Origin of the sequence: Streptomyces ardesiacus (assembly GCF_003112575.1) — a bacterium.
In the GTDB taxonomy this organism is placed as follows: Bacteria; Actinomycetota; Actinomycetes; order Streptomycetales; family Streptomycetaceae; genus Streptomyces; species Streptomyces ardesiacus.
The window spans coordinates 830,863-857,647 of record NZ_BEWC01000001.1 but is presented as its reverse complement, the minus strand read 5'-3'; the positions used below and the strand labels follow the sequence as shown (position 1 = coordinate 857,647).

Annotated in this window: 25 protein-coding genes and 4 pseudogenes; 16 read left to right on the top strand and 13 right to left on the bottom strand. The window is 71.8% G+C overall.

What is annotated here, in order from left to right; translation table 11 throughout:
• The 3 genes and pseudogenes from Sdi02f_RS03510 to Sdi02f_RS03500 form a co-directional block, all read left to right on the top strand.
• Window positions 1-777 carry an IclR family transcriptional regulator gene (locus tag Sdi02f_RS03510; protein ID WP_108932665.1) on the top strand — a complete coding sequence of 259 codons (777 nt, stop codon included), beginning with the start codon at window positions 1-3 and terminating at the stop codon, window positions 775-777.
• A 213-nt stretch (window positions 778-990) separates the two neighbouring features.
• A complete protein-coding gene (locus tag Sdi02f_RS03505) occupies window positions 991-2,580 on the top strand; it encodes an MFS transporter (RefSeq protein ID WP_108932664.1) in 1,590 nt (529 codons plus the stop codon).
• A pseudogene (locus Sdi02f_RS03500) lies at window positions 2,532-2,894 on the top strand (transposase); the annotation flags it as partial. The gene Sdi02f_RS03505 and the pseudogene Sdi02f_RS03500, both read left to right, overlap by 49 nt.
• Before the next feature lie 186 nt (window positions 2,895-3,080).
• Here Sdi02f_RS03500 and Sdi02f_RS03490 read toward each other — a convergent pair.
• Window positions 3,081-3,677, bottom strand: coding sequence for an LURP-one-related family protein (locus Sdi02f_RS03490; RefSeq protein WP_108932663.1), 597 nt, complete (start codon window positions 3,675-3,677; stop codon window positions 3,081-3,083).
• Window positions 3,678-3,903: 226 nt separating this feature from the next.
• Between Sdi02f_RS03490 and Sdi02f_RS03485 the strand changes: the two genes are divergently transcribed.
• The 3 genes and pseudogenes from Sdi02f_RS03485 (at window position 3,904) to Sdi02f_RS35545 (ending at window position 6,811) form a co-directional block, all read left to right on the top strand.
• Entirely contained in the window at window positions 3,904-5,622 is a 1,719-nt protein-coding gene (locus Sdi02f_RS03485; protein ID WP_053638722.1) for a sensor histidine kinase, read from the top strand.
• Between the two features lie 91 nt (window positions 5,623-5,713).
• Window positions 5,714-5,797: pseudogene (locus tag Sdi02f_RS36220) on the top strand (DNA-binding response regulator); the annotation flags it as partial.
• Window positions 5,798-6,064: 267 nt separating this feature from the next.
• Window positions 6,065-6,811, top strand: a complete 747-nt coding sequence (locus Sdi02f_RS35545; protein WP_159107629.1) for an SAVMC3_10250 family protein — start codon at window positions 6,065-6,067, stop codon at window positions 6,809-6,811.
• A gap of 160 nt (window positions 6,812-6,971) precedes the next feature.
• Here Sdi02f_RS35545 and Sdi02f_RS36950 read toward each other — a convergent pair.
• Window positions 6,972-7,654 (bottom strand): annotated as a pseudogene (locus Sdi02f_RS36950) (pentapeptide repeat-containing protein); the annotation flags it as partial.
• A gap of 71 nt (window positions 7,655-7,725) precedes the next feature.
• Here Sdi02f_RS36950 and Sdi02f_RS03470 point away from each other — a divergent pair.
• Window positions 7,726-8,322: pseudogene (locus tag Sdi02f_RS03470) on the top strand (patatin-like phospholipase family protein); the annotation flags it as partial.
• A 31-nt stretch (window positions 8,323-8,353) separates the two neighbouring features.
• Here Sdi02f_RS03470 and Sdi02f_RS36945 read toward each other — a convergent pair.
• Window positions 8,354-9,082: an ATP-grasp domain-containing protein gene (locus Sdi02f_RS36945; protein WP_438363738.1), complete on the bottom strand. Its 729-nt coding sequence runs from the start codon at window positions 9,080-9,082 to the stop codon at window positions 8,354-8,356.
• 133 nt (window positions 9,083-9,215) lie between these two features.
• Between Sdi02f_RS36945 and Sdi02f_RS03460 the strand changes: the two genes are divergently transcribed.
• Window positions 9,216-9,986: an aminoglycoside adenylyltransferase family protein gene (locus Sdi02f_RS03460; RefSeq protein WP_174843299.1), complete on the top strand. Its 771-nt coding sequence runs from the start codon at window positions 9,216-9,218 to the stop codon at window positions 9,984-9,986.
• A 325-nt stretch (window positions 9,987-10,311) separates the two neighbouring features.
• Window positions 10,312-11,943 (top strand): serine/threonine-protein kinase, encoded by a 1,632-nt coding sequence (locus tag Sdi02f_RS03455; RefSeq protein WP_159107628.1) that lies wholly within the window; start codon window positions 10,312-10,314, stop codon window positions 11,941-11,943.
• A 270-nt stretch (window positions 11,944-12,213) separates the two neighbouring features.
• On the opposite strand, the gene Sdi02f_RS03450 is transcribed toward Sdi02f_RS03455, so the two are convergent.
• Window positions 12,214-13,179: a pirin family protein gene (locus Sdi02f_RS03450; RefSeq protein ID WP_108932659.1), complete on the bottom strand. Its 966-nt coding sequence runs from the start codon at window positions 13,177-13,179 to the stop codon at window positions 12,214-12,216.
• Window positions 13,180-13,315: 136 nt separating this feature from the next.
• Between Sdi02f_RS03450 and Sdi02f_RS03445 the strand changes: the two genes are divergently transcribed.
• Together Sdi02f_RS03445 and Sdi02f_RS03440 are read left to right on the top strand one after the other, a co-directional pair.
• The gene (locus Sdi02f_RS03445; protein WP_030399459.1) at window positions 13,316-13,663 is read left to right on the top strand and encodes a tetratricopeptide repeat protein; all 348 of its coding nucleotides are present in this window, start codon (window positions 13,316-13,318) and stop codon (window positions 13,661-13,663) included.
• Window positions 13,664-13,794: 131 nt separating this feature from the next.
• A complete protein-coding gene (locus tag Sdi02f_RS03440) occupies window positions 13,795-14,439 on the top strand; it encodes a peptide deformylase (protein ID WP_053638717.1) in 645 nt (214 codons plus the stop codon).
• Window positions 14,440-14,487: 48 nt separating this feature from the next.
• Here the strand turns inward: Sdi02f_RS03440 and Sdi02f_RS03435 are convergent, their stop codons facing one another.
• Window positions 14,488-15,921, bottom strand: coding sequence for a dihydrolipoyl dehydrogenase family protein (locus Sdi02f_RS03435; RefSeq protein WP_031085944.1), 1,434 nt, complete (start codon window positions 15,919-15,921; stop codon window positions 14,488-14,490).
• Window positions 15,922-16,041: 120 nt separating this feature from the next.
• Between Sdi02f_RS03435 and trxA the strand changes: the two genes are divergently transcribed.
• Window positions 16,042-16,437, top strand: coding sequence for a thioredoxin (gene trxA / locus Sdi02f_RS03430; protein ID WP_030399456.1), 396 nt, complete (start codon window positions 16,042-16,044; stop codon window positions 16,435-16,437).
• A 19-nt stretch (window positions 16,438-16,456) separates the two neighbouring features.
• On the opposite strand, the gene Sdi02f_RS03425 is transcribed toward trxA, so the two are convergent.
• On the bottom strand, window positions 16,457-17,491 hold the full coding sequence (locus tag Sdi02f_RS03425; RefSeq protein ID WP_078869227.1) for a LacI family DNA-binding transcriptional regulator: 1,035 nt from the start codon (window positions 17,489-17,491) through the stop codon (window positions 16,457-16,459).
• 72 nt (window positions 17,492-17,563) lie between these two features.
• Window positions 17,564-18,271, bottom strand: coding sequence for a TetR/AcrR family transcriptional regulator (locus tag Sdi02f_RS03420; protein ID WP_108932918.1), 708 nt, complete (start codon window positions 18,269-18,271; stop codon window positions 17,564-17,566).
• A gap of 139 nt (window positions 18,272-18,410) precedes the next feature.
• On the opposite strand from Sdi02f_RS03420, the gene Sdi02f_RS03415 reads away from it, so the two are divergent.
• Window positions 18,411-18,974, top strand: a complete 564-nt coding sequence (locus Sdi02f_RS03415; RefSeq protein ID WP_030399453.1) for an NAD(P)H-dependent oxidoreductase — start codon at window positions 18,411-18,413, stop codon at window positions 18,972-18,974.
• Window positions 18,975-19,032: 58 nt separating this feature from the next.
• Here the strand turns inward: Sdi02f_RS03415 and Sdi02f_RS03410 are convergent, their stop codons facing one another.
• On the bottom strand, window positions 19,033-19,938 hold the full coding sequence (locus tag Sdi02f_RS03410) for a LysR family transcriptional regulator (protein ID WP_108932917.1): 906 nt from the start codon (window positions 19,936-19,938) through the stop codon (window positions 19,033-19,035).
• Between the two features lie 141 nt (window positions 19,939-20,079).
• On the opposite strand from Sdi02f_RS03410, the gene Sdi02f_RS03405 reads away from it, so the two are divergent.
• Complete coding sequence (locus Sdi02f_RS03405; protein ID WP_030399451.1) at window positions 20,080-20,283, top strand: hypothetical protein; 204 nt, start codon at window positions 20,080-20,082, stop codon at window positions 20,281-20,283.
• Window positions 20,284-20,316: 33 nt separating this feature from the next.
• Here the strand turns inward: Sdi02f_RS03405 and Sdi02f_RS03400 are convergent, their stop codons facing one another.
• Window positions 20,317-21,270: a TerC family protein gene (locus Sdi02f_RS03400; RefSeq protein ID WP_108932658.1), complete on the bottom strand. Its 954-nt coding sequence runs from the start codon at window positions 21,268-21,270 to the stop codon at window positions 20,317-20,319.
• Window positions 21,271-21,421: 151 nt separating this feature from the next.
• On the opposite strand from Sdi02f_RS03400, the gene Sdi02f_RS03395 reads away from it, so the two are divergent.
• Both Sdi02f_RS03395 and Sdi02f_RS03390 read left to right on the top strand, forming a co-directional pair.
• Entirely contained in the window at window positions 21,422-22,900 is a 1,479-nt protein-coding gene (locus Sdi02f_RS03395; RefSeq protein WP_382213508.1) for a polysaccharide pyruvyl transferase family protein, read from the top strand.
• Window positions 22,901-22,921: 21 nt separating this feature from the next.
• Window positions 22,922-24,361, top strand: a complete 1,440-nt coding sequence (locus tag Sdi02f_RS03390) for an FAD-dependent oxidoreductase (RefSeq protein WP_031085951.1) — start codon at window positions 22,922-22,924, stop codon at window positions 24,359-24,361.
• A gap of 30 nt (window positions 24,362-24,391) precedes the next feature.
• Here Sdi02f_RS03390 and Sdi02f_RS03385 read toward each other — a convergent pair whose 3' ends face one another.
• The 4 genes from Sdi02f_RS03385 to Sdi02f_RS03370 form a co-directional block, all read right to left on the bottom strand.
• Complete coding sequence (locus tag Sdi02f_RS03385) at window positions 24,392-25,396, bottom strand: sigma-70 family RNA polymerase sigma factor (RefSeq protein ID WP_030399447.1); 1,005 nt, start codon at window positions 25,394-25,396, stop codon at window positions 24,392-24,394.
• Between the two features lie 43 nt (window positions 25,397-25,439).
• A complete protein-coding gene (locus Sdi02f_RS03380; protein WP_030399446.1) occupies window positions 25,440-25,697 on the bottom strand; it encodes a hypothetical protein in 258 nt (85 codons plus the stop codon).
• 26 nt (window positions 25,698-25,723) lie between these two features.
• Entirely contained in the window at window positions 25,724-26,149 is a 426-nt protein-coding gene (locus Sdi02f_RS03375) for a CBS domain-containing protein (RefSeq protein ID WP_031085955.1), read from the bottom strand.
• 88 nt (window positions 26,150-26,237) lie between these two features.
• Window positions 26,238-26,672: a PPC domain-containing DNA-binding protein gene (locus tag Sdi02f_RS03370; RefSeq protein WP_167458109.1), complete on the bottom strand. Its 435-nt coding sequence runs from the start codon at window positions 26,670-26,672 to the stop codon at window positions 26,238-26,240.
• Window positions 26,673-26,785: the final 113 nt, after the last annotated feature.

Below are 26,785 nucleotides of genomic sequence, written 5' to 3'. Positions count from 1 at the left end.
ATGAACAAACCGCTCAAGACGCCGCCGCCCTACCCCATCGCCAGCGTGGACCACGCGCTGCGGGCGGCGACCATGCTGCAGATGGAGGGCGGCGCGACCGTGGCACAGCTCGCGGAGCGCCTGGGCGTCGCCCGGTCGACGGCCCACCGCATCCTGGCGATGCTCGTCTACCGGGACTTCGCCGTGCAGGGCGAGGACCGCGTCTACCGCGCCGGGCCGGTGCTGGAGCTGGCCGCGCACTCCCAGTCCCTGGTGTCGCGGCTGCGTGTGGCGGCCCTGCCTCACCTGCGCCGGGTCGTGGACCTCCTGGACGAGACGACGAACCTGATCGTGCGCACCGGGGACACCGCCCGGTTCATCGCCGGCGTCGAGTGCCGGCAGGCGCTCAGGGTCGGCTCCCGTGAAGGCATGGTGTTCCCGGCCCACCGCACGACGGCGGGACTGCTGCTGCTCGCGGACCTCACCGCCGAGGAGCTGGACGAGGTGTACGCACCGGAGCGCTACGGCGACCGTCCGGCCGAGCGGCCGGATCTCGCCCGGCTGCGGACCGAGCTGCGGCGGCTGCGCCGCAACGGGTTCGCCGTCAACAAGGAGCGCTCCGAGCGGGGTCTGATCGCCGTGGGCGTCCCGGTGCGCGGTCGAGACGGCACCGCGCTGGCCGGGCTGTCGGTGTCGATGCCCAGCGTGCGCTACGACCCGAAGCGTCTGCAGTCGCTGGTCGCCACGCTGGAGGCGGCGGCGCACTCCCTTGAAGAGGACTTGGCCGACCAGCCGTAACCCCCGACTCGCCAGCCTTGCTTGAAGAAAAGAACCTTTATTTCCCGCACATTTCATTGACGCGAAGTAAAGCCAAGTGTCATTCTCCACGGCACCACGCCGGACGCGCGCCGTGCCTTCTCTCCCCCACCGCGTGCGCGGAGCCGAGCGCTTCCACACTTCGGGGTTCCCGCTTCCGGGTGACCCGAGGTCCCCATCCAGGGAGAACAAGCGATGACACTCAACAACGGGACGACGACGTCCCCGGGCCCAACCGCGGGGGCCGCCCGGACACCGGGCTACGCGGGAACACTGGCTGCCGCCTGCGGCGCGGTCTTCGTGGCCCAGGTCGCAAATGCGCTGCCGGCCTCGCTGAACGGACTGTTCCAGCAGGACCTGAACACCCACGGCTCGCAACTCACCTGGATCACCGCCGCGTTCATGATCGCGGTGGTGTGTTTCGAGTTCACCTTCGGTGTCCTCGGCGACCTGTTCGGACGCCGCAGGCTCGTCGTCGCGGGCACCGCTCTGGTGGCCGCCGGCAGTACCGTCGCCGCGCTCGCCCCGACCGTCCAGGTGCTCTGGCTCGGCGCCGCCCTGAATGGACTGGGCGCCGGGGCCATGTTCCCCGGTTCGCTCACCGCACTCACCGCGGTCACCCGCGACGTACGGCAGCGGGCGCACGCCGTAGCCGTCTGGAGCGGCTTCCTGTCCGCCGGCGCCGCCGTGTCCCCCCTGCTCGGGGGCATGTTCGCCAGAATCGGGACGTGGCGTGGCTCCTTCTGGGTGCTCGTCGGACTCGCCTTGATCAGCATGGTGCTCACCATGGCGCTGGCGACGGAGTCGAAAGCACCCGAGGGTCGCAAGTTCGACGTAGCCGGTCAGGTCACCTTCGCGCCCGGTCTCATCCTGGTGTTGTACGGCGCCGTCGAGGGCCCCGAGTCAGGCTGGACGACCCTGCCCGTCATTCTCTCGCTCGCCCTTGGCGCGATGTTCCTCGCGGCATTCGTCGTCGTGGAGCTGGGGGCGGAATCCCCCATCTTCGACCTGCGACTGTTCCGCAATCGAGCCTTCACCGTGTCGTCCGCCGCCGCCGTCATCGGCATGCTCGCCTTCCTCGGCGCCTGCTTCGCGACGAGCATGTGGTTGGGTCCGGTGCAGCACCAGGACCCGATCCGGGTGGCGCTTCCCTTCCTGCTCCTGCAGGGGCCGGCCTTCCTGCTCATCCCCGTCGTCTCATGGCTGCTGCACCGAGTCTCCCCGTCCCGGCTACTGACCTCGGGGTTCGTCCTGATGGCGGTCGGCTGCCTGCTGTGCGCCCGGCTGGACGTCACCGACCCGCGGCTCGGCGCGTTCGTGGCGCCCGCCCTGCTGATCGGCGTCGGATTCGCCCTGACCGTCAGCTCCGTCACGGCCGTGGCACTGGGCAGCGTGCCCCCGCACCTGGCAGGCATGGCCAGCGCCACCACCAACATGCTGCGCGACCTGGGGTTCGCCCTCGGTCCGGTCGTCGTCGGCGCGGTCGCCCTCAGCGGGGCGGGCTCGGCGTTCGCGACGAATCTCTCCGGCACCGTCCTGCCGGCCGCCGAGACCGCGGCAGCACGGGAGATCGCCGCGGCAGGCGGCCCCATCGCCGTGAACGGCCTGCCCCCGGGCGCTCCGGGATCCGCGGCCCACAGCCTGGCCTTGGACGCCCTGGGCAGCGGCTTCAGCACCGCGTTCCTGGTGTGCGCCGCGGCAGCCGCCGTCGCCGCGGCACTCACCGCCTTCGGCATGTGCGCATCCGCGGCCGCTCCCGCAGACGCATCTCCATCGCCGCGCTGACCTGCTACAAGCCCGGCCAGAGATCGCGACTGATCTACCGGCCCCGCCGCGACGACGGCAACCGCCACGGACGCAAGAGCTTCTCCTGGCGCGACTACCGCGACCTGCTTATCGCCGCCCACACCCAGCTCGGCGGACCGGCCGTCCTCGTCCGGGACAACCTCAACGTCCACAAGGCAGCAGGACTGCGGGAGTTCGCCGCGACCCGGGACTGGCTGACCATCTACTACCTGCCGCCCTACGCACCCGACCCAATTCGTTGCTCCGTGGCGAACCTCTCACCGGCGCAAGGGGCAGTGGCGTTACTCCGGCGCGTACTGGTCGTCCTGCAAAGTGTGGGATGCGCCGCCGCCCGCAGAACTGGAGAACATTCGCTTCCTGGCTGGACACCGACGCCCGTGGCTGTTCGAGGCCGGTCCGGAGGTATCCGGCCATGGGCCTGGAGCCTTCCCACCGGCGACATGGCCCACCCGCCCCGCGCCGGCGCCAGTCTCTTCGGGTCACCGGTCCTGGAACGTGTCCAGGGCCACGGCCTGGGCGACGGCCAGGCGGGGGTCCGGCCCGGGGATGAGGATGTCGACCACGTAACGGTCCCGCAGCCCCCACTTCCTGTCCACCTTCAGCACCTGCTTGCCCCCCGTCTCGAAGTCGAAGTGGTACGGCCACAGGAACGGCACCAGGTCCAGCGGCAGGAAGTCCCAGACGCGGCGGAGCACAGCCACGAACCGGTTACGCTCCCGGCCGACGGCGGCCGGGAATCCGGGCTGGTCCAGCACCCAGGTCGAACGCACCAGAGAGGCGACGTCCTTCTCCTCGAAACCGCCGACAAGGCCGCCCTCCGCGTCCCACACGTCGTAGCCATCACCGGCGCCGCGAAGGGCGCGCTCCTCGATGGTGAACAGCACGCGGGTCCCGGACGGGCCGGCGTGGAAGGTGATCTTCTCCTTGAGCGAGAATCGCTTCACCTCGGCGCAGGCCAGGACCTCGCCCTCCGAGCCGTCCGGCATCAGCTCGCTCACGGTGTAACGGCCGGCCTTGAGACGGTTCTCCTGCCGGACGGTGAAACGTCTGCCGGTCCACTGTCCCGCACTGTCCACTGTTCCGCTCCCGAAGCCGTCGTTCCCTGTGCCGCCGCTGAGTGCGTCCGGCGGAGCCATCGTCACCGGACCGCCCGTCCTGCGGCAGTCTCCATAAGTCGTCACCCGTAACGACCAAAGAGGGCAGGAATCCCAGGAACCGAGGCCCCCCGACCCCCCTTCGTCGCGCGCGACCGCACCGAAGGAAGGATGCGGGCGTCAGAGGGCAGCCGTCTATCGTCTGCACGTGGATGCTGCAGAAACTCCCCGTACCGGACCGTCGTTCCGCTTCCGTCTCGCCGCCGCCTCCCCCTGGCCCCGGCGGCGGATCGTCGGCGAGGCCGCGCTCACGCCAGTGCTCTCCGGGATCGCAGGCATCCTTCGCACGGCGGAGACCGGCTCCCTGGTACAGGGCGGGGCACTGGCCCTGGTCGTCGCCGTACTGTCCCTGGCGCGTCGTGCCCTGCCCGCGTCGGTACTGCTGGCCGCGTCAGCCCTGGCCGGCACCTTTCCCGGTGCGTTCGTCCTGCTGGTCTGCGCCGGCTGGTCCGCCGGCAGCCGCATCGAGCGCCCGGCGCGGGCACTGGCCGCGTTCACGGCCGGTTTCGTGCTCCACCTTGTCGCCGGCGTGGCCACCGCACCGGATGAAGACCTCGGACTGTCGGTGCTGGTGACCGTCGCACTTACCGGGGGTCCGTTCCTGGTGCTGGCGGTGGTGCCCGGGTTCGCCGCCCGGTACCGTGCCCAGCGGCACGCCCTGCTGGACGCCCTGCGGCGGCACAACGCCCAACTGGTGCGCGAACGGGCGATGGTGGCGCGCCAGGCCCGGCTGCTGGAGCGGCAGCACATCGCCCAGGACATGCACGACAGCCTTGGCCACCAACTTGCCCTGATAGCCGTGCACACCGGGGCACTGGAGGTGGACCCGGAGCTCAACGGCCGCCAGCGGGAAGGTGTGGGCGTCCTCCGGGAGGCCTCCAGATCGGCGATGCGGGAGCTGCGCGAAGCCGTGGGCATCCTGCGCAATGACGCGGAGATGTCCGGGCCCGGTCCGCAGGGAGCCGGGCCCTCCTCGGACCGTGCCGCGGTTTCCGTCGAAGGGCTGGTCGCGTCGTCGCGGGCGGCGGGCGCGACAGTGGAACTGCACCGCTCCGGCACCGAGCGACCTCTCACCCCCGCTGTCGACCGGGCGGCGTACCGCATCGCTCAGGAGGGACTGACCAATGCACACAAGCACGCGCCAGGCGCCCCGATCACGGTCGCGCTGCGTTACGAACCGGACAGCCTCGTAGTCGAGGTGGCGAACGGCCCAGTACCGGCCGGGGTTCCGGCCGCACTCCCCGCGATCAGCGGTCAACAGGGGCTGACGGGCCTGCGGGAGCGGGCCCGGCTGGTCGGCGGCATGGTGCACACCGGCCCCACCCCCGACGGGGGCTTCCGCCTCGCCGGTGTGCTGCCGTACGCCGGTGGCGAGCGGCAGTCCCCTCCGGGCGACGCGACTTCGGTGGCTGCGGACGACGACTTCCGAGGGCAGATCGGCGGGGCCTCGGCGGGACATGGTGGTGGCGTCCTCGAACGCTCCGTACAGCAAAAGGAGTTCGCCACCATCATGAGCAGCAAGAAGAACGCCGCCCTGGGATGCGCTGCCACCGCCGTGGTCCTCGTCGTGGGCGTCGGCGCCCTTCTGGTGTGGGGGGTGTCGAAAGGGATCGACGAGTTGGAGAAGGGGGCCATACCGGCGAGCGTGTACGAGTCGGCACGAGTCGGCGAGGCCGAGGCGGACCTGCGCGGGAAGTTGCCGGAAGGCGGCTCGTTGCTCACCGACGGCGTGGAGAAGCAGGGGCCTGCGCTGCCCGATGACGCGGCCTGCGAACACTTCGTGGACGACGAGAAGGACATCGTCTACCGGTTCTGCTTCCGCGACGGGAAGCTCGCCTCCAAAGTGTCCTACGCATGGAGCCCCTGACCCGAGGTCTGTGACCGCGCTCCCGGCCGGATCGGGCATGATGAGCCGGCCTGTTGTCCGCCTGTCACACCGATCCCGCGCAGGAGACCGCATGATCCGGGTTCTCGTCGCCGACGACGAGCCGCTCATCAGAGCAGGCATCAGAATGATCCTCAACTCCGCCGGGGACATCGAGGAGCACCCGCGCTCCAGGGGTGGGCCACTCCCGCGCCGGCCGCCGCCGAACAGTTCAACCGCCCCACTTGCGAAGCACTCGCCGGAAGCACCTTCGGTCAAAGTCCAGTGACAATCGATCAAAATCGTTTGTCAGAGGTGCACGCTGACCCCCGACAAAGGATCTTGGCCGTTTGCCAGGCGATCTTGACGACGGGTAGTTCTCTGCCACCTGATCTTGACCAACGAGGTCTCCTATCCCCGCTGCTCGCTGGTAACGTCTCAACACATGCGTGAGCTGATCTACTTATCCGAGCGCAAGCTCGCCCAGTTCCGTGAAGACGAAAGCCCTCGCCGCCGCCGATGGGGGCGACGCATCAGCGGACTAGGCGCTACGGCTCCCCTTGGGCTCGGGGAACTGCAGTTCGCGCTGGCCGATGCCCCACAGGGGCATCCGAACCTGGAACGAGTGCTTCGGCACCTTGAATCCTTGTCCCCGAAGCCTGCCGATTATCACGTGGCATCACCTGATGCCGGCCAGTGGGTGAAGTTCAAGACGCGCATGAACTATCAGCTTGTACGGCCTACGACCGACGATTGGGGCGACAACGGCGAACCCGTCGAGCATCCGACTGGACCGGCGGCTGTGGTGTTCTGGGAGCCTCACTCGCGGTATGAACCCTGGTCCGGTGCCAAGCCGCGACTCGTACTTCATGGTTCCCCTGAGCATCTTCTGGGCCTAGCGGCCTCGCCTCCCGAACCCACGGACCTGTCTGTGTCCCGCAGCTATCCCCCCGGCTTCGTGGATCTGCTGTACGGCAATAGGCCCCGCAACGGTGAAGATCCGGGTGGGGCGCTCGGCGTCCTGCTGCACCAGCTTGATCATGAACGTCTCCCACCTCATGCTGCTGGTCTTTTCGCCGGCTACGCGAGAGTGACATTTGGGCTGCAAGTGCCATTCTCCGTAGGTGGGCGTTCGGCAATGGTGCGGGCTTTGGTGGCCAGCCCTCTTTACGTTGAACATGTAGCCGCCTGATCTGAGGGTGACGACAGAGACAGAGGTATCGGGGCGCTCAGATGGGACCTTTTATGCCCCCCATCTTTTACGTGTTCCGGGTCAGCCAAGCCTCGGGCAATGTGACCGTGGCAGGAACAGGAGTACCGACGGAGGCGAGAAGCCCTTCAGGAGCCTGACCCGTCGTGTCGTCGAAGGACACCCTGCTGCCGGAGAACGTCGCGCCGCCGAAGTCCATAGGGCCTTCGATGATGACGCCGGTGAGGTCGAGGTCGCAGCCCTGCCAGGAGCGGCGGGTTCCCTGGGGGCGGCGGTGGTGGTCGCCGATGAGGCGCAGGATCGTGTGCCTGACCTTGCGCAGGGCGAGGTAGCGGTGGTGCTCCTCCTCGTAGGCGGGGGCGTCGCCTGGGTCGGGGGTGAAGGGGAGCTGGTGGTAGGCGCACAGGACGTCGATGCAGGTCTGGCGCAGGTCTTGCGTGGGAGCGTCGTCGGCCGGGGCGTGGACGCCGCCGAGCCGGACGGCCGGGGAGTCCGAGCCGAGTTGCTCGCCGGCCTGGGAGAAGCGTTCGGTGTGCAGCCGGGTGGCCTCGCGGTGGCGCCGGCCTCGTCGACGCGCCGGCGGCGGTAGGCGACGACCAGGGCGACGAGCGTGCCGGCCCCGGCGACCACGCCGAAGGAGAGTTTCACCAGGTCGAAGAGTGTCTTGGCGTCGAGCTTCGCGGTGGTGTCGATCTCCTGGAAGTCCAGCAGGTACGCCAGGCCGTAGAAGATGCCGCCGGCCACCAGGCCCGCAGTGGCGAAGGTGACGGCCAGGCCGTGTTTGGGAAGTAGCTCGTCGTATGCGGAGCGCGCCGTCGCCCTCATCGTGCGATGGACTCCTGAAGAGAGGATCATGGATGGGTTCTGAGTAGCTCGATCAAGCGAGGAGCCATCCCATGGCACATCCCACCCAGTCCCTTTCGCGAGCTCTCGTACTCGGCGGGGGAGGTGTGACAGGCATCGCCTGGGAAGTCGGCGTCCTTGCAGGACTCAGCTCCCGGGGCATCGACTGGAGCAGAGCCGCCTCGGTGATCGGAACCTCGGCGGGTTCGTTCGTTGGAACCGCCATCGCCAGCGGCTACGACCTGGAGCGCCTCTTCGCCTCCCAGCTGGTCCCGGACGAGAACGAGGTGGACGTCAAGGCGTCAGAGGCCACGATGGCCGCCTGGTGGGCGGCCCTCGCCGAGGGCGGCGACGACCCGCGCAAGGTCGGCGCGGCGATGGGACGCATCTCCAAGGCGAACCCCGAGCCCGTGTCCTCAGCCACCAGACGGCAAGTCGTCACCTCACGTCTGGTCACCACCAACTGGCCCGCCAGCTTGAAGGTCACCGCGATCGACGCCGACACCGGCGAGCTGCATCTGTTCGACGAACACGCGGGCGTCTCGCTGACCGACGCTGTCTCCGCCAGCGGTGCGGTCCCCGGCGTCTGGCCTCTCGAACACTTCTTGGGCCGTGCCTGGGTGGACGGCGGTATGGTCTCCACCACTAACGCACGCCTGGCCGCCGGCCACGACAAGATCGTCATCTTGGCGCCGATGCCGGACGGCTACGGACAGATTCCCGGTGCTGCCGCGGATGCCGAAGCCTTGGCCAAGCAGGCCGAGGTATGTCTCGTCGCGCCGGACGAACAGAGCGTCGAAGCCATCGGCCCCAACCCCTACGATCCCCAGCGCCGCAAGGCCGCAGCACAAGCCGGCCGAGCCCAGGCCGAGTCCCTGGCCGACAGGGTCGCGCTGCTGTGGTGAGAAGCCGCGCCACCCGCAGAGGGAACGGCGCGGCCGTGAGCTGGGCGCGGTCGTCGACGCGGAGCACGCCGATGGCACCCGCGTGTGAGGCAGGCTTCAGTACCACGGGGTAGCCGATCCGGTCGGCGCCGGCTTCGGCCTCCTGGTGGGTACGCACGTTCACCGATGCGGCCGAGGGCACGCCGTGGCGGGCGAACAGCGAGCGAGCGGTGGCCTTGTTGCGGCACCCCTGCATCACTTCGGGTGCGGTGGTGGGCAAGCCGAGCTGGCGGGCGAGGCGGGCGGTCGGGACCACGCTCCACTCGTCCCAGGTCATGGCACCGGCGAGGTCGTGGCGTCCGGCCAGGGCCCGGTCCGCTGCCAGCAGGGCGGCAGGATCGCTCAGGTCCACGACGGCGTGATTCGGTGATGTGCGGCTTCTCCCACGAGGGTTCGGTGCCGGTGAGCAACACGACGTCGTAGGCGTCGGCGACCTGCTCGAGGCAGTAGCCGCGGTAGTTCGCATCTCCGGGAGCAGCGACAAGTACAACGGCCCCATAGCGGGCACCGGCCTGGCCCTCGACATCCCTACAAGCCCCTGACCAGCCAGAGTCGCATAATGCTGTGCAGTCCGCCGGATGACAGGAGATGCTGATGCAGTGAACCAGGTTCAGGAGATCGTGAGGCTGGTCGACGGTGTGCTCGGCCACGATGTCATCGGCATCTACCTCCACGGCTCCTCCGTGCTCGGCGGGCTTAGGCCGGCCAGCGACGTGGACGTGCTGGTCGTCTCCCGGCGGCGAATGAACGAGCAGGATCGACGGACACTCCTCAGGGGGCTGCTCCAGATCTCAGGCTCCGGAAACAAGGTCCGCCCGGTCGAGCTCACCGTGGTCGTCCAATCCGAGATCCGGCCGTGGCGGTACCCACCGACCGGCGACTTCCTCTACGGCGAGTGGCTGCGTCCCGAGTACGAGGCCGGGGAGATCCCCCCGCCGGAGCCGATGCCCGATCTGGCCCTGCTGATCACTATGGCGCTGATCGGCGACCACCCCCTCACCGGCCCGCGCCCGGCGCAGATCCTCGACCCAGTCCCGCAGACCGACCTGGTCCGGGCGAGCGTGGCGGGTATCCCCGGCCTGCTCGACGACCTGGACAGCGACACCCGCAATGTCCTGCTGACCTTCGCCCGCATCTGGACCACACTCGCCACGGGCGAGATCAAGTCGAAAGACACCGCCGCCGACTGGGCCCTCGCTCAACTCCCGCCCGAGCACCGCCCCGCCCTCGAGCACGCCAGGCAGCTCTATCTCAACTGCCCCTACTCCGAGGAGAGATGGAGTAATGCATTGCAGGCGCAGGTGCGTCCGCATGTGGACCGCGTGCTCGCTGAGATCGATCGGCTGCTCACCCGAACCCCGCGGGTGTAAGTGCCGCTGTCTGAAGACCAGGTGTCAAACCTGACGTGGTGGTCTACATGCGTCCTGCCACGCACTCGCAGGGAGTGATCAGCTCGGCGGCAGTGAGGCCGCACACCGCACGCGCCCAGGATGGTCCAGTAACCATCGCAAGGCACACCTCGACCGGGCAGAGGGGATTGAACGCCGCGCCGGCGGCGTCTCCCTGTGCCCACCATTGTCACCCTGAAGTGCCAAACTCAGTAAGGGGCCCGTGCAGTGAACTGCTCGCCGTACAGACCCCATCCGGGCGTGATCCGTCATGCTGGTGCCGGTACCGATCTCGGGAGGTGGAGGGGTGGAGCGGGGCGCTCTCATCGCGGACAGGTACGAACTGACGCGGCTGCTCGGCCGGGGCGGCATGGGCGAGGTGTGGGCCGCACGTGACCGGCGCCTGCACCGCGGTGTCGCCGTCAAGCTCCTGCGTCACGACGACCTCGCATCGCGCGAGCTGGTCCGGCGCTTTGCACGCGAGGCCGTTGCCGCGGCCCAGATCAACCACCCGAACGTCGTGGCCCTCCACGACAGCGGGGTCCATGAGGACGTGCACTTCCTGGTCATGGAGCACATCGAAGGCACCAGCCTCGCCGAGCATCTGCACCGGCAGGGCCCTCTGCCCCTCGCGCGCGCCCTGGCGATCGCCGAGGAGATCTGCGCCGCCCTCGTGGCCGCGCACGCCGTCAACGTCGTGCACTACGACATCAAGCCGTCCAATGTCATGCTCACCGCCGGCGGCTCCATCAAGGTAGTGGACTTCGGTATCGCAGGCTTCACCCACGCCCACACGTTCACGGTCGCGCCGACCAGCGTGCTCTCGCCGGTAGGCACCGCCCAATACGGGGCGCCGGAGCAGTTCCTGGACCAGCGCGGTGACGAACGTTCCGATCTCTACGCCCTCGGCAGCGTCCTGTTCGCCCTGCTCACCGGGGAGCCGCCGTTCGGCGACGGCTCCCCGCTGGCGGTGGTCCGCCGCAAACTCGACGAAGAGCCCCGGCCGGTGACCGCGCTGCGGGCCGACGTCCCGGCGTCGCTGGCCCGGTTGCTGACGGACCTCCTCCAGCGCGATCCGGACGACCGTCCCCGCACGGCGGCGACGGTGGGCGAGCGCCTCGCCCGGCTGCGCGCGGACACCGACCAGACCGCGCCGCTCCCGCCGGCCACGCCTACGCGCGCCCTTTCCAGCGGCGGAGACGACAAGGAGGACGCCGAGCCGCTCAAAGCCGCGGTGCCTGACCGGCCTTGGCGCGGCCGCAGAGGCGTCGCGTCCCTGACGGCCCTCTCGGCGGTCCTCCTCGTGGCGGCCGCCGTGACCTACTACGTCACATCCGCGCACCGCGACGACCGCGCCGACGGCACCGACGGCACCGGATCGGCCATGAGCCCAAGCCCGACGGCGACGGCCCAGTTCCGGCGGATGCCAGACGTGTGCGGCTACCTGGACCGCAACGAGCTCCGCGGCTTCAGCCAATTGGCGGGCTGGGAGCTTCCCCAGACCGACAACGACAGCAAGAACGCGAACTGCGGATGGAAGGCGAACGGCAACTTCCCCTTCAAACTGACCATCGAGGCACGGCTCCTCGACAGCGAAGCGGACGCGCACAAGGAGATGGCGTCGTTCACGCCGGGCCCCAACCCCTTCGACCGCACCATCAACACCAGCAAGGTGCCGGAGTCCGACCTGCCGGCCGAAGAGGCGCTTCAGTCCGTGCAGGACGAGTCGAGCGACAAGTCCGGCAAGAAGGACGGGACCTCCGTTCACTTCCGGCAGGACAACCTCTTCATCACGGTGTCGTACAGGGAGTCCGAGATCCCGGCGGACGAGACGGGCCGACAGGAGTTCTGCACGAGCAGAGCGGTCCAGATCGCACGCATCCTCGACGGGTTCCTGACCGACGAGCCGGAGAACCGCGAGAAACCCGTCTGGAACTGACCGGCGCCCGCCTCCGCGGCTACTGCAAGTCACACGGAGAAGGCCTCGCACCTCGGCCCAGGCGAGACCGTACCCAGTCCCAAAGTCAGCATCAGGTCAGCAAACGTCCTGCCGAAGCCGCCCGCAGACAGCCACACCGTGGAATCGTTCGCCACCCGAAAACCACTCCCGGCACCCGCATTGCCGCACGCCCTCCAGCGATCCAGAGAGGGAAACAGAGCCCGACCGTCTCCCGCTCGCCAACCGCGCGGCTTCAGGCATTCCCGCAGGTCAGCGCCTCCTTCCCCGCGGTTTCAACGGCACCGGCGGCAGCTCCGGCGCGGGCAGCGGAGCCCCGTCGTACCCCTTGACCTCCCCGAAACGTGTCCCTTCCATCCAGTCCCGGCGCGCCTGTTCGATCTCCTCCTGCGACCGTCCGATCCAGTTCCAGAACATGATCAGCTCCTCCTCGAACGGCTCGCCGCCCAGGAGCATCAGGCCCGCGTCCGAGTCGGCCCGCAGGGGCAGTTCGTCGCGGCCGCAGCCGAGGTAGAGCATCGAGCCCGGCACCAGGGGGATGCCGTCGACGTGGGCCTCGCCGCTCATGGCCAGGACGGCGTACTCGAAGTCCCGTTCCAGGGGCAGGCGTACGTCCGTGCCGGCGGCCAGGGTCAGATCGGCGCCGACCAGAGGGGTGTACGTCGTGCCCGGTGAGGTGGCCGTGTCGAGGGTGCCCAGGAGGACGGTGGCCGTCAGGCCCGGGGCGGTGACCCGGGGCAGTTCGGCGTGGAACTCGAAGCGCGGGTCGGTGTGGCGGTGGGCGTCCGGGAGGGCCACCCAGAGCTGGGCGCCGTGCAGGAGGCGGGCGTGTTCGCGCGGGCTCTCCTCCGAGTGGCTGATCGCCCGGCCGGAGGTCATCAGGCCGAGCTGACGCGGGCGGATGGTCTGCAGGCTGCCGGTGGAGTCGCGGTGCAGGACCTCGCCCTCGTGCAGCCAGCTCACGGTCTGCAGGCCCATGTGCGGGTGCGGCGGCACCTGCATGCCGGGTTCGTCGGCGATGTCGTCGGGGCCGTAGTGGTCGACGAAGCACCAGGCTCCCACCATGCGCCGGCCCAGGTTGGGCAGCAGGCGGCGGACCTCGGTGGACTCACCGAGCTTGACGTTGCGGGGGCTGAGGAGTTCGCGCACGGGCTCCGTCACCACGAAGCCTCGGCCGCCGCACAGGCTGGGAACCGCATCCCGGTCAAGGTTGCTCATGGCGCCCAACGTAGCCCCCGGCGGGCCCGCCGCGCAGGGCGGTCAGGGTGGCGTCACCGTGGCGGGCGACGGCAGGCATCAGTAGTGGAATGTTCAACCGTACGGTGTGGTTGCAGTGGACCGAAGGAGGTCTCTGGTGGACACGACGTACTACGACCACGGAACGCCGGCGGAGCGCTGGGAGCGCGCACGGCTGTTCTTCGACGCCAAGGACTACGCCGCCGCGGCGCGCGTCCTGGACGGGCTGGTCGCCGAGGTGCCCGAGCAGACCGGCCCGCGGCTGCTGCTGGCCCGTTCCTACTACCACTCGGCCCAGTTGCGGCGGGCGGAGGCCGAGCTGCGGATCGTCGTCGAGCGCGATCCGGTCGAGCACTACGCCCGGCTGATGCTGGGCCGCACCCTCGAACGGCAGGGGCGGCAGGAGGAGGCGGACGCCCAGTTGCGGATCGCCTCCGCCCTCGCCGGCGACTTCGCCGACCTCTGACCGCCGTCGGGCCGTAGGACTGCGCCCTCGGGCCGCAGGACTGCGGACACGGGCGTAGGACTGCGGCCATGGACCGGCGGGCCCGCGCGTACTGAGGCGGCGGGCCCGCCGGTCCGTGGCATGCTGGCGCGATGGGAACTCCGAGTGATCGTGCGCCGCTTGCCGAACGGGTGGAGGAACTGCTCGCCGCCGGCGGCCCGTTGCCGATCGTCGCGGCCGGGGACCCGGTGCTGCGGCGCGTGGCCGAGCCGTACGACGGGCAGTTGGCGCCCGCGCTCCTGGCGCGGTTCGTCGAGGCGCTGCGGCTGACCATGCACGCGGCGCCAGGGGTGGGCCTGGCGGCGCCGCAGGTCGGGGTGGGGCTGCGGATCGCGGTGATCGAGGATCCGGCGCCGGTGCCGGAGGAGGTGCGGGTGGCGCGGGGGCGGGTGCCGCAGCCGTTCCGGGTGCTGGTCAATCCGTCGTACGAGCCGGCCGGCGCCGGACGGGCCGCGTTCTTCGAGGGTTGTCTGAGCGTGCCGGGCTGGCAGGCGGTGGTGACCCGCCACGCCGAGGTGCGGCTGCGGGGGCTGGACGAGCGCGGACGGGCGGTGGACGAGGTGGTCGCGGGCTGGCCGGCCCGGATCGTCCAGCACGAGACGGACCATCTCGACGGCACCCTGTATCTCGACAGGGCCGAGGTGCGTTCACTGGCCTCGAACGCGGCGATGGCGGACCTGTGGTCCCAGCCGACGCCGGAGCGGGCGGCGTCGGCCCTGGGGTTCGAGCTGCCGTGAGCCGGGCCGTCCCGCCGGGTGCCGGGCTCACGCGGAGGACGCGCCCCGTCAGTTGTCCCGGTACGCCTCCAGCAGCCTCAGCCACACCTCGCTGATCGTCGGGTACGACGGGACCGCGTGCCACAGGCGGCTGACCGGGACGCGGCCGGCGACGGCGACGGTCGCGGAGTGGATCAGCTCGCCGACGCCGGGGCCGACGAAGGTGACGCCGCGCACGATCTCGTCCTCCAGGTCGACCACCATGCGGGCGCGGCCCTTGTAGCCGTCGCCGTACAGGCTGGAGCCCGCCACCGCGATGGGGACGTCGACGGCGCGGACTCGGTGCCCCGCCCGTTCCGCCTCGGCCAGGGTCGGGCCGACGGACGCGGCCTCGGGGTCGGTGAACACCACCTGGGGCACGGCGTCGTGGTCGGCCGTGGCGGCGTGCGCGCCCCATGGGTCGGACTCCAGGATCGGCACGCCGGAGGCGCGGGCGGCGATGGCGGCGCCCGCGATGCGTGCCTGGTACTTGCCCTGGTGGGTGAGGAGGGCGCGGTGGTTGACGTCGCCGACGGCGTAGAGCCAGTCGTGGCCCGTCACGCGGAGGCTGTCGTCGACCTCCAGCCAGGAGCCGGGCTCCAGTCCCACGGTCTCCAGGCCGATGTCGGCGGTGCGGGGCTCGCGGCCGGTGGCGAAGAGGATCTCGTCGGCCTCCAGGCGGTCCCCGGCGTCGGTGACGGCGACGACGGTGCCGTTCTCGCGGGTGACGGACTCGACGGAGACGCCGGTGCGGATGTCCACGCCGGCCTCGGTGAGCGCCTCGGCGACCAGTTCCCCGGCGAAGGGCTCCATGCGGGCGAGCAGGCCGCCGTCGCCGCGCACCAGCATCGTCACCCGGGAACCGAGGGCCTGCCAGGCGGTGGCCATCTCGACGGCGACGACTCCGCCGCCGACGACGAGGAGGCGGCCCGGCGCGCTCTTGGCGCTGGTGGCCTCGCGGCTGGTCCAGGGGCGCGCCTCGGCGAGTCCGGGCAGCGGGGGCAGGGCGGCGGCGCTGCCGGTGCAGACGGCGACGGCGTGCCGGGCGGTCAGGGTGCGGCGGGTGCCGTCGGGGCCGGTCACTTCGACGGTGCGCGCTCCGGCGAGCCGCCCCTGTCCGCGGTACAGGTCGGCGCCGATGCCCTCGACCCACTGGACCTGGCCGTCGTCCTTCCAGTGCGAGGTGAACTCGTCGCGGCGGGAGAGGACGGACGCGGCGTCGAGCGGTTCCTGGACCGATCGGGCGAGGCCGGGGAGGCGGCGGGCGTCCGCGCGGGCGATCACCGGGCGCAGGAGGGCCTTGCTGGGCATGCAGGCCCAGTAGGAGCACTCGCCGCCGACCAGTTCGCTCTCGACGATCGCGGTGGACAGTCCGGCCGCGCGGGTGCGGTCGGCGACGTTCTCCCCGACGGGGCCCGCGCCGATCACGACGACGTCGTACGTGAGGGAATCCGATTGCGTCATGGGGTCAGTCTGGTGGGTGGTGTGCGACGGGGCCACATGGGTACGTGCGCGGAATACCCACCTTGTCGGCAGTGTTGTGCCGACGGCTACTCCCCCGAAACCAGGAAGAGGGAATACCTCATGACCAGCACCGTGGAACTCACCAAGGAGAACTTCGACCAGACGGTCACGGACAACGAGTTCGTGCTGATCGACTTCTGGGCGTCGTGGTGCGGTCCGTGCCGTCAGTTCGCGCCTGTGTACGAGAAGGCCGCGGAGGCCAACCCGGACCTGGTGTTCGGCAAGGTGGACACCGAGGCGCAGCCCGAGCTGGCGCAGGCCTTCGGCATCAGTTCCATCCCGACGCTGATGATCGTGCGGGACCAGGTGGCCGTGTTCGCCCAGCCGGGCGCGCTGCCGGAGGCGGCGCTGACCGACGTGATCGGCCAGGCCCGGAAGCTGGACATGGACGAGGTGCGCAAGGCGGTCGCCGAGCAGCAGGCCCAGGCCGGGCAGAACGGCGAGGGCGGCCAGTAGCGGGCCCAGCGGCCGCCGGTCAGCTCGACTCCCGGTGCACCACCGTCGCGCCCAGCACCTTGTGGCGCTCGGGCGGGGCTCCGGGATCGTGCACCACGCGGTCGACGAGTGCGGCCAGGTCGCGGCCGGCCGGCAGTTCCAGGTGGACGGTGCTGAGCCGGGGCCGCAGCAGTCGGCCGAGCATCAGGTCGTCGGCGCCGATGACGGCCGCGTCGGCGGGGACGGCGAGGCCCTCGTCCTGGAGGGCCCGCATCAGCAGCATCGCGTACTCGTCGTTGTAGGTGAACACCGCGTCGAGTCCGAGGGGGCGCCAGCGTGCCGCGAGGCGGGCGGCGTCCCGTTCGTCGTGGGCGAGGGGGAGTGCGGTGACGGTGGCGCCGGTGCCGGCCACCGCCTCGCGGGCGCCCGCGAGGCGCGGTGCCGAGAAGACGTCGAGACCCGGTTCCGCGGGCACGACGACGCCGATCCGGCGGCGTCCGCGGTCGTAGAGGTGGCGGGCCGCGCTGCGGCCGACGCCCTCCTGGTCGGTGAGCAGGGCGTGTGCCCCGTCGACGGCCTCGGGCCCGAGGGTGAGGACCGCCCGGGCGCCGGAGCGTTTGAGGATCTCCACTCCCCGCGGACCGAGGTCGGAGCCGGGTGCGAGGACGGCGACCGGGCGCAGTTCGGCCCAGGCGCGGGCGGCCTCCTCGCCGTGCACGCCGACGGTGCCGTACTGGACGACGGTGTAGTCCAGGCGGCCCAGGGCGCCCTGGAGTTCGCTGAGGAAGCGGCTGTAGAGCGGGCCTGCGGGGAAGGACGGCGCGGGCATCAGGACCATGCGGCTGTGGCCGGCGCGCAGGGAGCGGGCCGCGGCGTGCGGCACGTAGCCGAGTTCACGGGCGGCCTCGCGGACGCGGCGGCGGGTGGGTTCGCTGATCCGTACGGCGTCGGCGTTGTTGAGGACGTAGGAGACGGTCGCGCGCGAGACGCCGGCCAGGCGGGCCACATCGGCGCTCGTGGGGGCGGAGCGCGGTGCGGAGGGCTCGGGGCCGGGCTGATTCGGTATCTGCACCATGACGTACGGCATCCTGGCAGAAGCCGGACGCGGGGCGGCGGGCGGGGCAACGCCGTTCACCGCGGGCCGAGTTCAGCCCGCGGCCGGTCCCGCGCCCGGGGACTCGGTCCCGGGTGCCGGGGGTTCGGTGCGGGTGACCCGTGCGACCAGGTCCAGCCAGCCCGCCCGCACCCGGTCGGCGGGCAGTCCCCGCTGCTGGGTGAGGTGGTGGATCAGGGCGGCGTCGAGGTAGGCCATGAGGGTGTGCGCAAGCAGCTCGCTGTCGCCGTCCGGCACGGCCTCGCGCAGCAGCAGCGCCACGTGCTGGTGCAGGAAGCGGCGCGGGGGGAAGGTGTGACGCCGCTCGGCGCTGGGCTCACCGGCCAGGAGCAGGTCGAGTTTGTCGACGGAGCGGCCCAGCAGCGCGCAGCCGAAGGCCCGCAGCCGCTCGACGGGGGGTGCGCCGGGACCCAGCGGGGGCGGGCCGCTCAGCAGCGCGGCCTGGAACTTGCGCTCGGAGTGGTCGAGGAGTGCCGCGAGCAGCCCGGTGCGGTCGCCGAAACGGCGGAAGACCGTGCCCTTGCCCACGCAGGCCGCGGTGGCCACCGCCTCCATCGTGAGGGCGCCCGCGCCGTGCTCGGCGACCAGGCGCTCGGCGGCCTCCAGGAGCCGGGCACGGTTGCGCGCGGCGTCGGCGCGCAGGCAGGGCTCGTCCTCGTCGATCCCGATGCCCAGGTGCAGCAGCTCGGGTGGACCGGCGTTCTCCTGAGGTCGGGGGAAGGGCGGCAGGGCGGCGGACATGAAGCCAGCGTAAAGCATCGGGAAGAAAACTGGACCGCGGTCCGTTTGGGATGTTAGAAATTAAACGGACCCCGGTCCGGATCGTAAACGCCGTGTTTCGGCCCGCCCGTCAGTATCTGTTCCAGCAGTGGGAGTACTCATGTCAGTCCGCATCCTTGCGCTCGTCGGCAGCCTTCGCGCCGGTTCGCACAACCGTCAGCTCGCCGAGGCCGCCGTCAAGTTCGCGCCCGAGGGCGCCGAGGTGCACCTGTTCGAAGGGCTCGCCGAGATCCCCTTCTACAACGAGGACATCGACGTCGAGGGCAGCGTCCCGGCCGCCGCCGCGAAGCTGCGCGAGGCCGCCCAGGGTGCGCAGGCCTTCCTGCTCTTCTCGCCCGAGTACAACGGCACCATCCCGGCCGTGCTGAAGAACGCGATCGACTGGCTCTCCCGCCCGTTCGGCGCCGGCGCCTTCACCGGCAAGCCGGTCGCCGTGGTCGGCACCGCCTTCGGCCAGTACGGCGGCGTGTGGGCGCAGGACGAGGCCCGCAAGGCCGTCGGCATCGCCGGCGGCAAGGTGATCGAGGACATCAAGCTGGCCATCCCCGGCTCGGTGACCCGCTTCGCCGAGACCCACCCGGCGGACGACGCCGAGGTCGCCGCGCAGCTCACCGAGGTCGTCGCCCGGCTGCACGGCCACGCGGACGAGACCCTCGCCGCCTGACCGGCGCACACGCACACGGCGGGACCGGAGCTCGGCCGAGCTCCGGTCCCGCCGTGTGTCAGGCGACCGCCTCGGCGGCCAGAACGCGCAGTTCCTCCAGCGCGGCCGCGACCGCCGCCCGGCGGTGGCCGCCGCTGCGCGTGCAGGTCAGCAACGTGCGGTGGGGCCGGCCGGCGCAGGGCACCCGCACGACCGGCAGATCGGGGGTCAGCCGGGCGAGCCTGGGCACCAGGGCGACGCCGAGTCCGTGGGCGACCAGGTGGGCGGTGACGTTCCAGTCCACCGCGTGATGGACCACGTCGGGGGTGAACCCGGCGGCACCGCACGCCGACATGATGTGCGTCCGGCAGGGACTCTGCGGCAACGGCGCGATCCACGCCTCGTGCGCCACGTCGCCGAGGTCCGCCCCGTCCCGTCCGGCCAGCGGATGGTCCGCGGGGACGACCAGGTCGAACGGCTCCTCCAGGAGCGGCCGCTGCTCGAAGCGCGCGTCCGCCGGCGGCGGGCCGGCCGGCGTCGCCTCCACCACCGCCAGATCGCTCTCCCCCTCGAAGAGCAGGTCGAAGCTCTCCACCACCTCGACCTCCCGGATCCGCACCGACAGCCGGGGGTGCCGCCGCCTCAGCCGCGCCGCCATCGGGGCCAGCAGGACGGCGACGGCCACGGGGAAACCGGTGACCCGCAGCGGCCCGGCGGGCGCCCCCTCCCCCGCCCGCAGGTCCTGTTCGGCCTCGTCCCAACGGGCCTCGATCGCGTCCGCGTGGTGGAGGAGGCTCTCGGCGGCCGGGGTGAGCCGTACCCCGCGCCCCTGCGGCTCCAGCAGGACGACGTCCAGCTCCCGGGCGAGCTGCCGGATCTGCTGCGAGGCGGCCGAGGGGGTGAAGTGCAGGGCACGCGCCGCCGCGGTGACGGTGCCGTAGTGGGCGACGGCCCTCAGCACGTGCAGCCTGCGCAGATCAATCATGAAGCGCACGCTTCACGGTGGCGTCCGTAAAGTCAACCTGGACGTGAACGGATCCGGGGCCGCACCCTGGTCGGTGACGCCACGGTGGGACCGGACGCCCCACCGGCCTTCCGACGCACCACTGACGCACGAGGAGTCGCCATGCCCAGCTCGACCGGTGTCGCCTGCCCGCACTGCGGGTGGCCCGACGGTGCCGAGCCCTTCCAGGTGCTGTCCGCCCACTCCACCGCGGCCGGCGGCACCCTGTGGACCCGCTGCGCCTGCGGTTCCCTCCAGGCCCGCGTCGTCGACGGGCACGGCACCCGGGTGGTCTCCCGCGGCAGGCCCACCCCGGCGGGCTGCTGACGTACGGGGCCCGGCGCCCTCGGCCACCGGGCGTCAGGCCCGCTCCTGCCGCCCGGTGGCCCACAGGCTCGTCGCCGTGGTGACCGCGAGGACCAGCACGATGAACCCCAGCGAGAAGGCGATGCCGATCTCGGGCACGGGCACCCCGGACTCGTGCAGGGCGTGCAGCAGCAGCTTGACGCCGATGAAGCCGAGGATGACCGACAGGCCGTAGGAGAGGTGGACGAGCCTCTTCAGCAGACCGCCGATGAGGAAGTAGAGCTGGCGCAGGCCCATCAGGGCGAAGGCGTTGGCCGTGAACACGATGTACGGGTCCTGGGTCAGCCCGTAGATCGCGGGGATGGAGTCCAGGGCGAACAGGATGTCGGTGAACCCGATGGCGAGCATCACGACCAGCATCGGGGTCATGACCCGCCTGCCGTTCTCCTCGACCCACAGTCGGGTGCCGTGGTACCGGTCGGCGACGCCGAAGCGGCGCTCGACCGACTTCAGCAGCCTGTTCTCCTGGTACTCCTCCTGCTCGTGCCCGCCCTTGCGGGCGTCCTGGACCAGTTTCCAGGCGGTCCAGATCAGGAAGGCGCCGAAGAGGTAGAAGACCCAGGAGAAGGCGGAGATGATCGCCGCGCCGGCCGCGATGAACGCGGCGCGCAGCACCAGGGCCACCAGGACGCCGATCATCAGCACCCGCTGCTGGTACCGCGGGGGCACCGCGAACTTCGCCATGATCAGGACGAAGACGAAGAGGTTGTCGACGCTGAGCGACTTCTCGGTGAGGTAGCCGGCGAAGAACTCGCCGCCCGGCCCGCCGCCGCCCCACACGGTCAGCCCCGCCCCGAACAGACAGGCCAGCGCCACCCACACGCCCGTCCAGATCCCGGCCTCCCGCAGGGACACCTCGTGCGGCTTGCGGCCGATGAAGAAGTCGGCGGCGACGAGGACGCACAGGCCCGCGACGGTCAGCAGCCAGACGCTGGTGGAGACGTTCACCGGTGTTCCTCCCGCGGAACGGCGGTCACGGCCGGTCCTTCGTGATCAGGGTGTTTCCGCGAGGCCCGGCAGGCAACCCGGCACCCTGCGCGGCACACCGTGCGCCGGGACCGGCGCGCGCCGGCCGACCTCGACGTGACGGGAGTTCCGGATGACTCTTCCGCCCTCGCATCCGTCCCCCGCCCGCCGGGGCCCGCGCATCGGCGTGCTCGGCTCCTACGGCGGCTTCAACACCGGTGACGAGGCGATCCTCACCTGCGTCCTGAGCTGTCTGCGCGCCCTGCGCCCCGGCGCGCACCTCGTCGTCCTGAGCCGCGACGCGGAGCACACCCGCGCGCACCACCCCGGCGCCGACGAGGTGGTGCCCTGGGAGGGGGTCAGCCGCAACCACGTCCTGGACGTGCTGCCCGGCCTCGACCTCCTCGTGCTGGGCGGCGGCGGGATCCTCTACGACGGTGAGGCGCGGCGCTACCTGCGGCTGGTGCGCGCCGCGCAGACCCGGGGCGTGCCCACGTTCGCCTACGCCGTCGGCGCCGGGCCGCTCACGGACGCCGAGGACCGGGACGCGGTGCGCACGGTGCTGGCGGAGATGGACGACGTCGTGGTGCGGGACGAGGAGTCGCGGCTGGTGCTCGAGGAGGTCGGCCTGGAGCGCGAGGTCACGGTCACCGCCGACCCGGCGCTGCTGCTGGCCCCGGAGCCGTTCACCGGGGCGATGATGCGCGAAGAGGGCATCCCGTCCGGCACACGGCTGGTGGGGATGTCGGTGCGCGAGCCGGGGCGGGCCGCCGAGAAGCTCGACGAGGGCGACTACCACGCCCTGCTCGCCGACGTGGCGGACTTCCTGGTCCACCGGCTGGACGCGCGCGTGGTGTTCCTGCCGATGGAACGCCACGACGTGCGGCACGCGCACGCCGTGCTGTCCCACATGACCGCCCCGGACCAGGGCCGCATCCTGCACGGCGACTACAGCCCCGGCCAGGTCCTCGGCTTCATGCGCCACCTCGACGTGGCCGTCGGCATGCGGCTGCACTTCGTGATCTTCGCCGCGCTCACCGGTGTGCCGGTGCTGCCGCTGCCGTACTCCGGCAAGGTCTTCGACTTCGCGCGCCGGCTGGGCGCCCCGGCGCTGGTGGGGGTGGCGCGGGAGCAGGCCGGGCTGCTGCTGGCGGAGGTGGACCGGCTCTGGGACGAGTATCCGCAGCGCCGGGACGACCTCGGGGCGCGGATGGCGGAGCTGTCCGCGTCGGCCCGGGAGACCTGTGAGCGGTGCGGGTCCGTGCTCGACGCGATCGGCGCCGCGCAGGGCTCGGACGGCGCCCCGGCGGCGGATGCCGGGCCGGTGGCCGGGGGGCCGCCGGGTGAGGAGCCGGCCGCCGACGGGGCGCGGGACGGCAGGCCGACCGGGACGGAACCGATGGCATGCGAGCCGCCCGGAACGGAACCGATGGCATGCGAGCCGCCCGGGACGGAACAGGCGGACAACGAGCCGGCCGGGACAGGCCCCCTCGGCAGCGAGCCGACCGGGACGGCACCCGCAGGCACCAAGCCCACCGGGACGGGGCCCGTGGGCAGCGAGTCGGCCGGGGGCGGGTCCTGCCATGCCGAGCCGCGGCCGCTGTCCGCCTGACCGCCTGACCGGAGGTGAGCGATGCCGATCCTGGAAGAGCCCGCCGAGCCCCGCACCGTCACGCTGCCGCCCCGGCCCGCGCGGCACGGCGGCCGCTGCGACGTCCTGGTCGTGGGCGGCGGCCCCGCCGGGTTCGCGGCCGCGGTCGGCGCGGCCGACGCCGGGGCCGACACCGTACTGGTGGAGCGGTACGGGTTCCTCGGCGGCAACGCCACCGTGGCGCTGGTGATGCCGCTGATGTCGTTCCACAACGAGCACAAGCAGGCCGCGTTCACCGAGGCCGGGGACACCTCGCGGCTGCTGCCCACCGACCACGGCGAGGGCGAGCCGGTGGTCGCGGGCGTCCTGTGGCAGTTGCTCGACCGGCTCATGGGCCGCGGCGGCTGCCTGCCGCCCTCCCCGAAGACCGGGTACACGGTCCCCTTCGACCCGGAGCTGTTCAAGTTCTCCCTGCTGGAGATGATGGACGAGTCCGGGGTGCGGATGCTGTTCCACTCCTTCGCCTCCGGCGCGCTGCCGCTGGAGGACGGCTCGGGCTGGCGGGTGGTGTTCGAGACCAAGTCGGGACCGGTGGTGATCGACGCCGGGGTGGTCGTGGACGGCACGGGCGACGGCGACGTGGCGACGGCCTGCGGCGCGCCGTACGAGATCGGGCGGCCCGAGGACGGGCTGGTGCAGCCCATGACGCTGATGTTCCGCGTGGCCGACTTCGCCCGGCCGGACTTCGCCGCCTACGCGCGCGAGCACCCGGACCAGTGGCGGGGCGTGCACGGGCTGTGGGACCTGATCGAGGAGGCCCGGGCGGCCGGCGAACTGCGGCTGCCGCGCGAGGACATCCTGTTCTTCGCGACCCCGCACCCGCACGAGGTCGCCGTCAACAGCACCCGCGTGACCCGGGTCCTCGGCAGCAGTGTCTGGGACCTCACCCGCGCCGAGTACACGGCCCGTCGCCAACTGGCCGAGATCGACCGCTTCCTGCGCACCCGCGTGCCCGGCTTCGAGGAGTCGTACGTGGTGCAGAGCGGCACGCACGTCGGGGTGCGGGAGAGCCGGCGGGTGCTCGGCGACTACCAGCTCACCGGTCACGACATCCTGACCGCGCGCACCTTCCCGGACGTGATCGCGCACGGCGCCTATCCGGTCGACATCCACAACCCGCGCGGCTCCGGCACCGTCCTCAAGCGGGTGCCGCGGGGCAGTTTCTACGACATCCCGCTGCGCTGCCTGCTGCCCCGGGGCACCGAGCGCCTGCTGGTCGCGGGGCGCTGCATCTCCGGGACGCACGTGGCGCACTCGTCGTACCGGGTGATGCCCATCGCCATGGCGACCGGTCACGCGGCCGGGGTGTGCGCGGCGCTGACCGTCCGGCACGGGCGCGGGCCACGCGGGTTGCCCTACCGGCTGGTCCAGCGCGAACTGCTGCGCCAGGGGGCCCGGTTGCGGACCGAGCCGACCGGCTGACCCCCGGGCCCGCCCACGCCCCGGGGCCGGTCAGCTCGCCCAGTCGAGGAGGCGTTCGCGCTGCTCGGGGGCGCGCAGGTGGGCGAGGGAGGCCTTCTCCAGCTGGCGGACGCGTTCGCGGGTGAGGCCCACGTGCCGGGCGACCTGCTGCAGGGTGCGGGGGCGGCCGTCGTGCAGTCCGTAGCGCAGGCTGAGGATCAGCGACTCGCGGGGGGCGAGGGTGCCGACGGCCTCCCGCAGTTCGGCCGCGAGCGCCTGGAACTCGGCGACCTCGGGGGCCCGCAGCACCTCGGTGTCGGGGATGAGGTCGCCGACGACGGTGTCGCCGGTCTCGTCCACGGGGGTGTCGAGGCTGACCGCGTCCCGACCGACCCGGCGCAGCCGGCCGACCCGGTCCGCGTCGATGCCGCTCTCGGCGGCGACCTCCTCGGTGGTCGGCTCGCGGTCGAGGCCGGCGCGGAGCTTGCGTTCGACCTTGGCGAGCTTCTGCAACTGCTCGACGACGTGGACCGGGAGCCGGACGGTGCGGGCGTGGGTGGCCAGGCCCCGTTCGATGGCCTGCCGGATCCACCAGGTGGCGTACGTGGAGAACTTGAAGCCCTTGGTGTGGTCGAACTTCTCCACGGCGCGGATCAGTCCGAGGTTGCCCTCCTGGATGACGTCGAGGAGGGGCAGTCCGCGGTGGGCGTGGCGCTTGGCCATCGACACCACGAGGCGCAGGTTGGCCCGCACCATGTGGTCCTTGGCCTCCCGGCCGTCGTGGACCGTCTCCTCCAGCTCCCGGCGCCGTCCGGGCGCGGGGGCGGGCCCGGAGGTGCCGGCCGCCTCCAGTTCCGCCCCGGCCCGCACGCCGGCCTCGATGCGGGTGGCGAGCCGGACCTCCTCCTCGGCGGTCAGCAGGGGTGTGGCCCCGATCTGGGCCAGGTACTGGCCGAGCAGGTCGGGTTCCTCGTCGGGTTCGGGGATCCGGCTGCGCAGCCGCGCGGTGCGGGCGGTGGCACGGCGGTCGTCCCGGGTGCGTGCCGTGGGGGCCATGGCGTTTCCTCCGTCTCCCTCCCCCGCTCGGGTCCTGTGGGGGTCAGCGCGGTGCGGGGGTGCCGCGTTCGGCGCGCAGCCGGCGGACCACCACCAGCAGGTCCGCCGCGGCGAGGAGGGCGAACGCCGCGCAGACCACGGCGACGACCACGAGCATGCCGCGGCCCGGGCTGTCGCCGGGGCCGGTGCCGGCGGCCCACTGGCCGAAGTAGGCGGCCCCCGCGAGGAACAGCGGCAGGAAGAGCGCCGACAGCAGCAGTCTCAGTCGCAGCGCGCTGTGTGCGTGGAGCGGTTCGCTCATGCCGTTCCTCCCCGCCGGTGGGGGTGTCAGTGGCCGGGTGCGGCCCGGCTGATGTCCGCGAGCGCGGAGTCCGGGTCGTCGGTGGCGGCGAGGTCGCCGAGGGTGACCACGCCGACGGGGACACCGCCGTGCTCGACGACCGGGAGCCGGCGCACGGCGTGGCGGCGCATCAGCTCGGCGGCGCGGTCGGTGGTGTCGTCGGGTCCGAGGGTGACCACCGGCGGGGGTGTGCACACCGCGCCGACGGTCGTGGCCTCCGGGTCCCGGCCGTCGGCGACGCCGCGCAGCACGATGTCGCGGTCGGTGAGCACGCCGAACAGATCGCAGTCGTAGGTCACCAGGACGTCGCCGACGTCCTCCTCGCGCATCAGCCGGGCCGCCCGCGCCACCGTCGTCATGGGCTCGACGGCCACCGTCGCCGGTGACATCACGTCTCGGATGCGCCGTGTCATCACGCGCCTCCCGGGGTCTCGGTACGGGGTTGGCCTGCGGGCCGCGTAGCCCGCACCCGGGCCGGTAAACCGCCCCGCGGCGCCCGGTTCAGCCCAGGTCGATCAGGGCCAGGCCGAGGTGGGGACGGTGGGTCTTGGCCAGTTCGGCCGGGCTGTCCCGCACCACGACCTCCAGCGTCGGCCAGACCCGGCCGGACAGCAGGTGGCCGCCGCGGGTGGAGCCGTCGGACAGGCCCAGTACGGCGTGCAGGTGCGGGGCCGGTCCGTCGTCGGCGACGGCGATGTCCCCGATGAGGGACAGCACCTCGCACTGCTCCTCCACCGGGAGGGGCCGGTAGTCCTTGGCCTGCCGGTCGAACCACCCGACGACCGCCTCGGAGAAGGCGCCCACGGCGCTCACCTGGGAGGCCCCGAGCGAGCGGTCGCGGGCGAAGGCGGTGAGTTCGGCGACCGCGTCCTCGCCGGGGTCGAGCACCACCACGTACACCGCGGACGGGCCCTCCTGCACCTGCTGCCACTTCATGGCCCGACGGGTACCCGCGGCGGCCCCGGACAACCCCGGTCGGCGCCCTGGCGCGGGGCGGCCCGGGCCGGGCCCCGCGGCGAGGTCCGCCTCCAGTGCCCGTGCGGCCGCTT

Excerpts from the sequence above, each read along its gene's own strand:
- Sdi02f_RS03510 (WP_108932665.1), top strand. The coding sequence starts at position 1 with ATGAACAAACCGCTCAAGACGCCGCCGCCCTACCCCATCGCCAGCGTG.
- Sdi02f_RS03505 (WP_108932664.1), top strand. The coding sequence starts at position 991 with ATGACACTCAACAACGGGACGACGACGTCCCCGGGCCCAACCGCGGGG.
- Sdi02f_RS35545 (WP_159107629.1), top strand. The coding sequence starts at position 6,065 with ATGCGTGAGCTGATCTACTTATCCGAGCGCAAGCTCGCCCAGTTCCGT.
- Sdi02f_RS36945 (WP_438363738.1), bottom strand. The coding sequence starts at position 9,082 with ATGCGAACTACCGCGGCTACTGCCTCGAGCAGGTCGCCGACGCCTACG.
- Sdi02f_RS03450 (WP_108932659.1), bottom strand. The coding sequence starts at position 13,179 with ATGAGCAACCTTGACCGGGATGCGGTTCCCAGCCTGTGCGGCGGCCGA.
- Sdi02f_RS03440 (WP_053638717.1), top strand. The coding sequence starts at position 13,795 with ATGGGAACTCCGAGTGATCGTGCGCCGCTTGCCGAACGGGTGGAGGAA.
- Sdi02f_RS03435 (WP_031085944.1), bottom strand. The coding sequence starts at position 15,921 with ATGACGCAATCGGATTCCCTCACGTACGACGTCGTCGTGATCGGCGCG.
- trxA (WP_030399456.1), top strand. The coding sequence starts at position 16,042 with ATGACCAGCACCGTGGAACTCACCAAGGAGAACTTCGACCAGACGGTC.
- Sdi02f_RS03425 (WP_078869227.1), bottom strand. The coding sequence starts at position 17,491 with ATGGTGCAGATACCGAATCAGCCCGGCCCCGAGCCCTCCGCACCGCGC.
- Sdi02f_RS03420 (WP_108932918.1), bottom strand. The coding sequence starts at position 18,271 with ATGTCCGCCGCCCTGCCGCCCTTCCCCCGACCTCAGGAGAACGCCGGT.
- Sdi02f_RS03415 (WP_030399453.1), top strand. The coding sequence starts at position 18,411 with ATGTCAGTCCGCATCCTTGCGCTCGTCGGCAGCCTTCGCGCCGGTTCG.
- Sdi02f_RS03410 (WP_108932917.1), bottom strand. The coding sequence starts at position 19,938 with ATGATTGATCTGCGCAGGCTGCACGTGCTGAGGGCCGTCGCCCACTAC.
- Sdi02f_RS03405 (WP_030399451.1), top strand. The coding sequence starts at position 20,080 with ATGCCCAGCTCGACCGGTGTCGCCTGCCCGCACTGCGGGTGGCCCGAC.
- Sdi02f_RS03395 (WP_382213508.1), top strand. The coding sequence starts at position 21,422 with ATGACTCTTCCGCCCTCGCATCCGTCCCCCGCCCGCCGGGGCCCGCGC.
- Sdi02f_RS03390 (WP_031085951.1), top strand. The coding sequence starts at position 22,922 with ATGCCGATCCTGGAAGAGCCCGCCGAGCCCCGCACCGTCACGCTGCCG.
- Sdi02f_RS03385 (WP_030399447.1), bottom strand. The coding sequence starts at position 25,396 with ATGGCCCCCACGGCACGCACCCGGGACGACCGCCGTGCCACCGCCCGC.
- Sdi02f_RS03380 (WP_030399446.1), bottom strand. The coding sequence starts at position 25,697 with ATGAGCGAACCGCTCCACGCACACAGCGCGCTGCGACTGAGACTGCTG.
- Sdi02f_RS03375 (WP_031085955.1), bottom strand. The coding sequence starts at position 26,149 with ATGACACGGCGCATCCGAGACGTGATGTCACCGGCGACGGTGGCCGTC.
- Sdi02f_RS03370 (WP_167458109.1), bottom strand. The coding sequence starts at position 26,672 with ATGAAGTGGCAGCAGGTGCAGGAGGGCCCGTCCGCGGTGTACGTGGTG.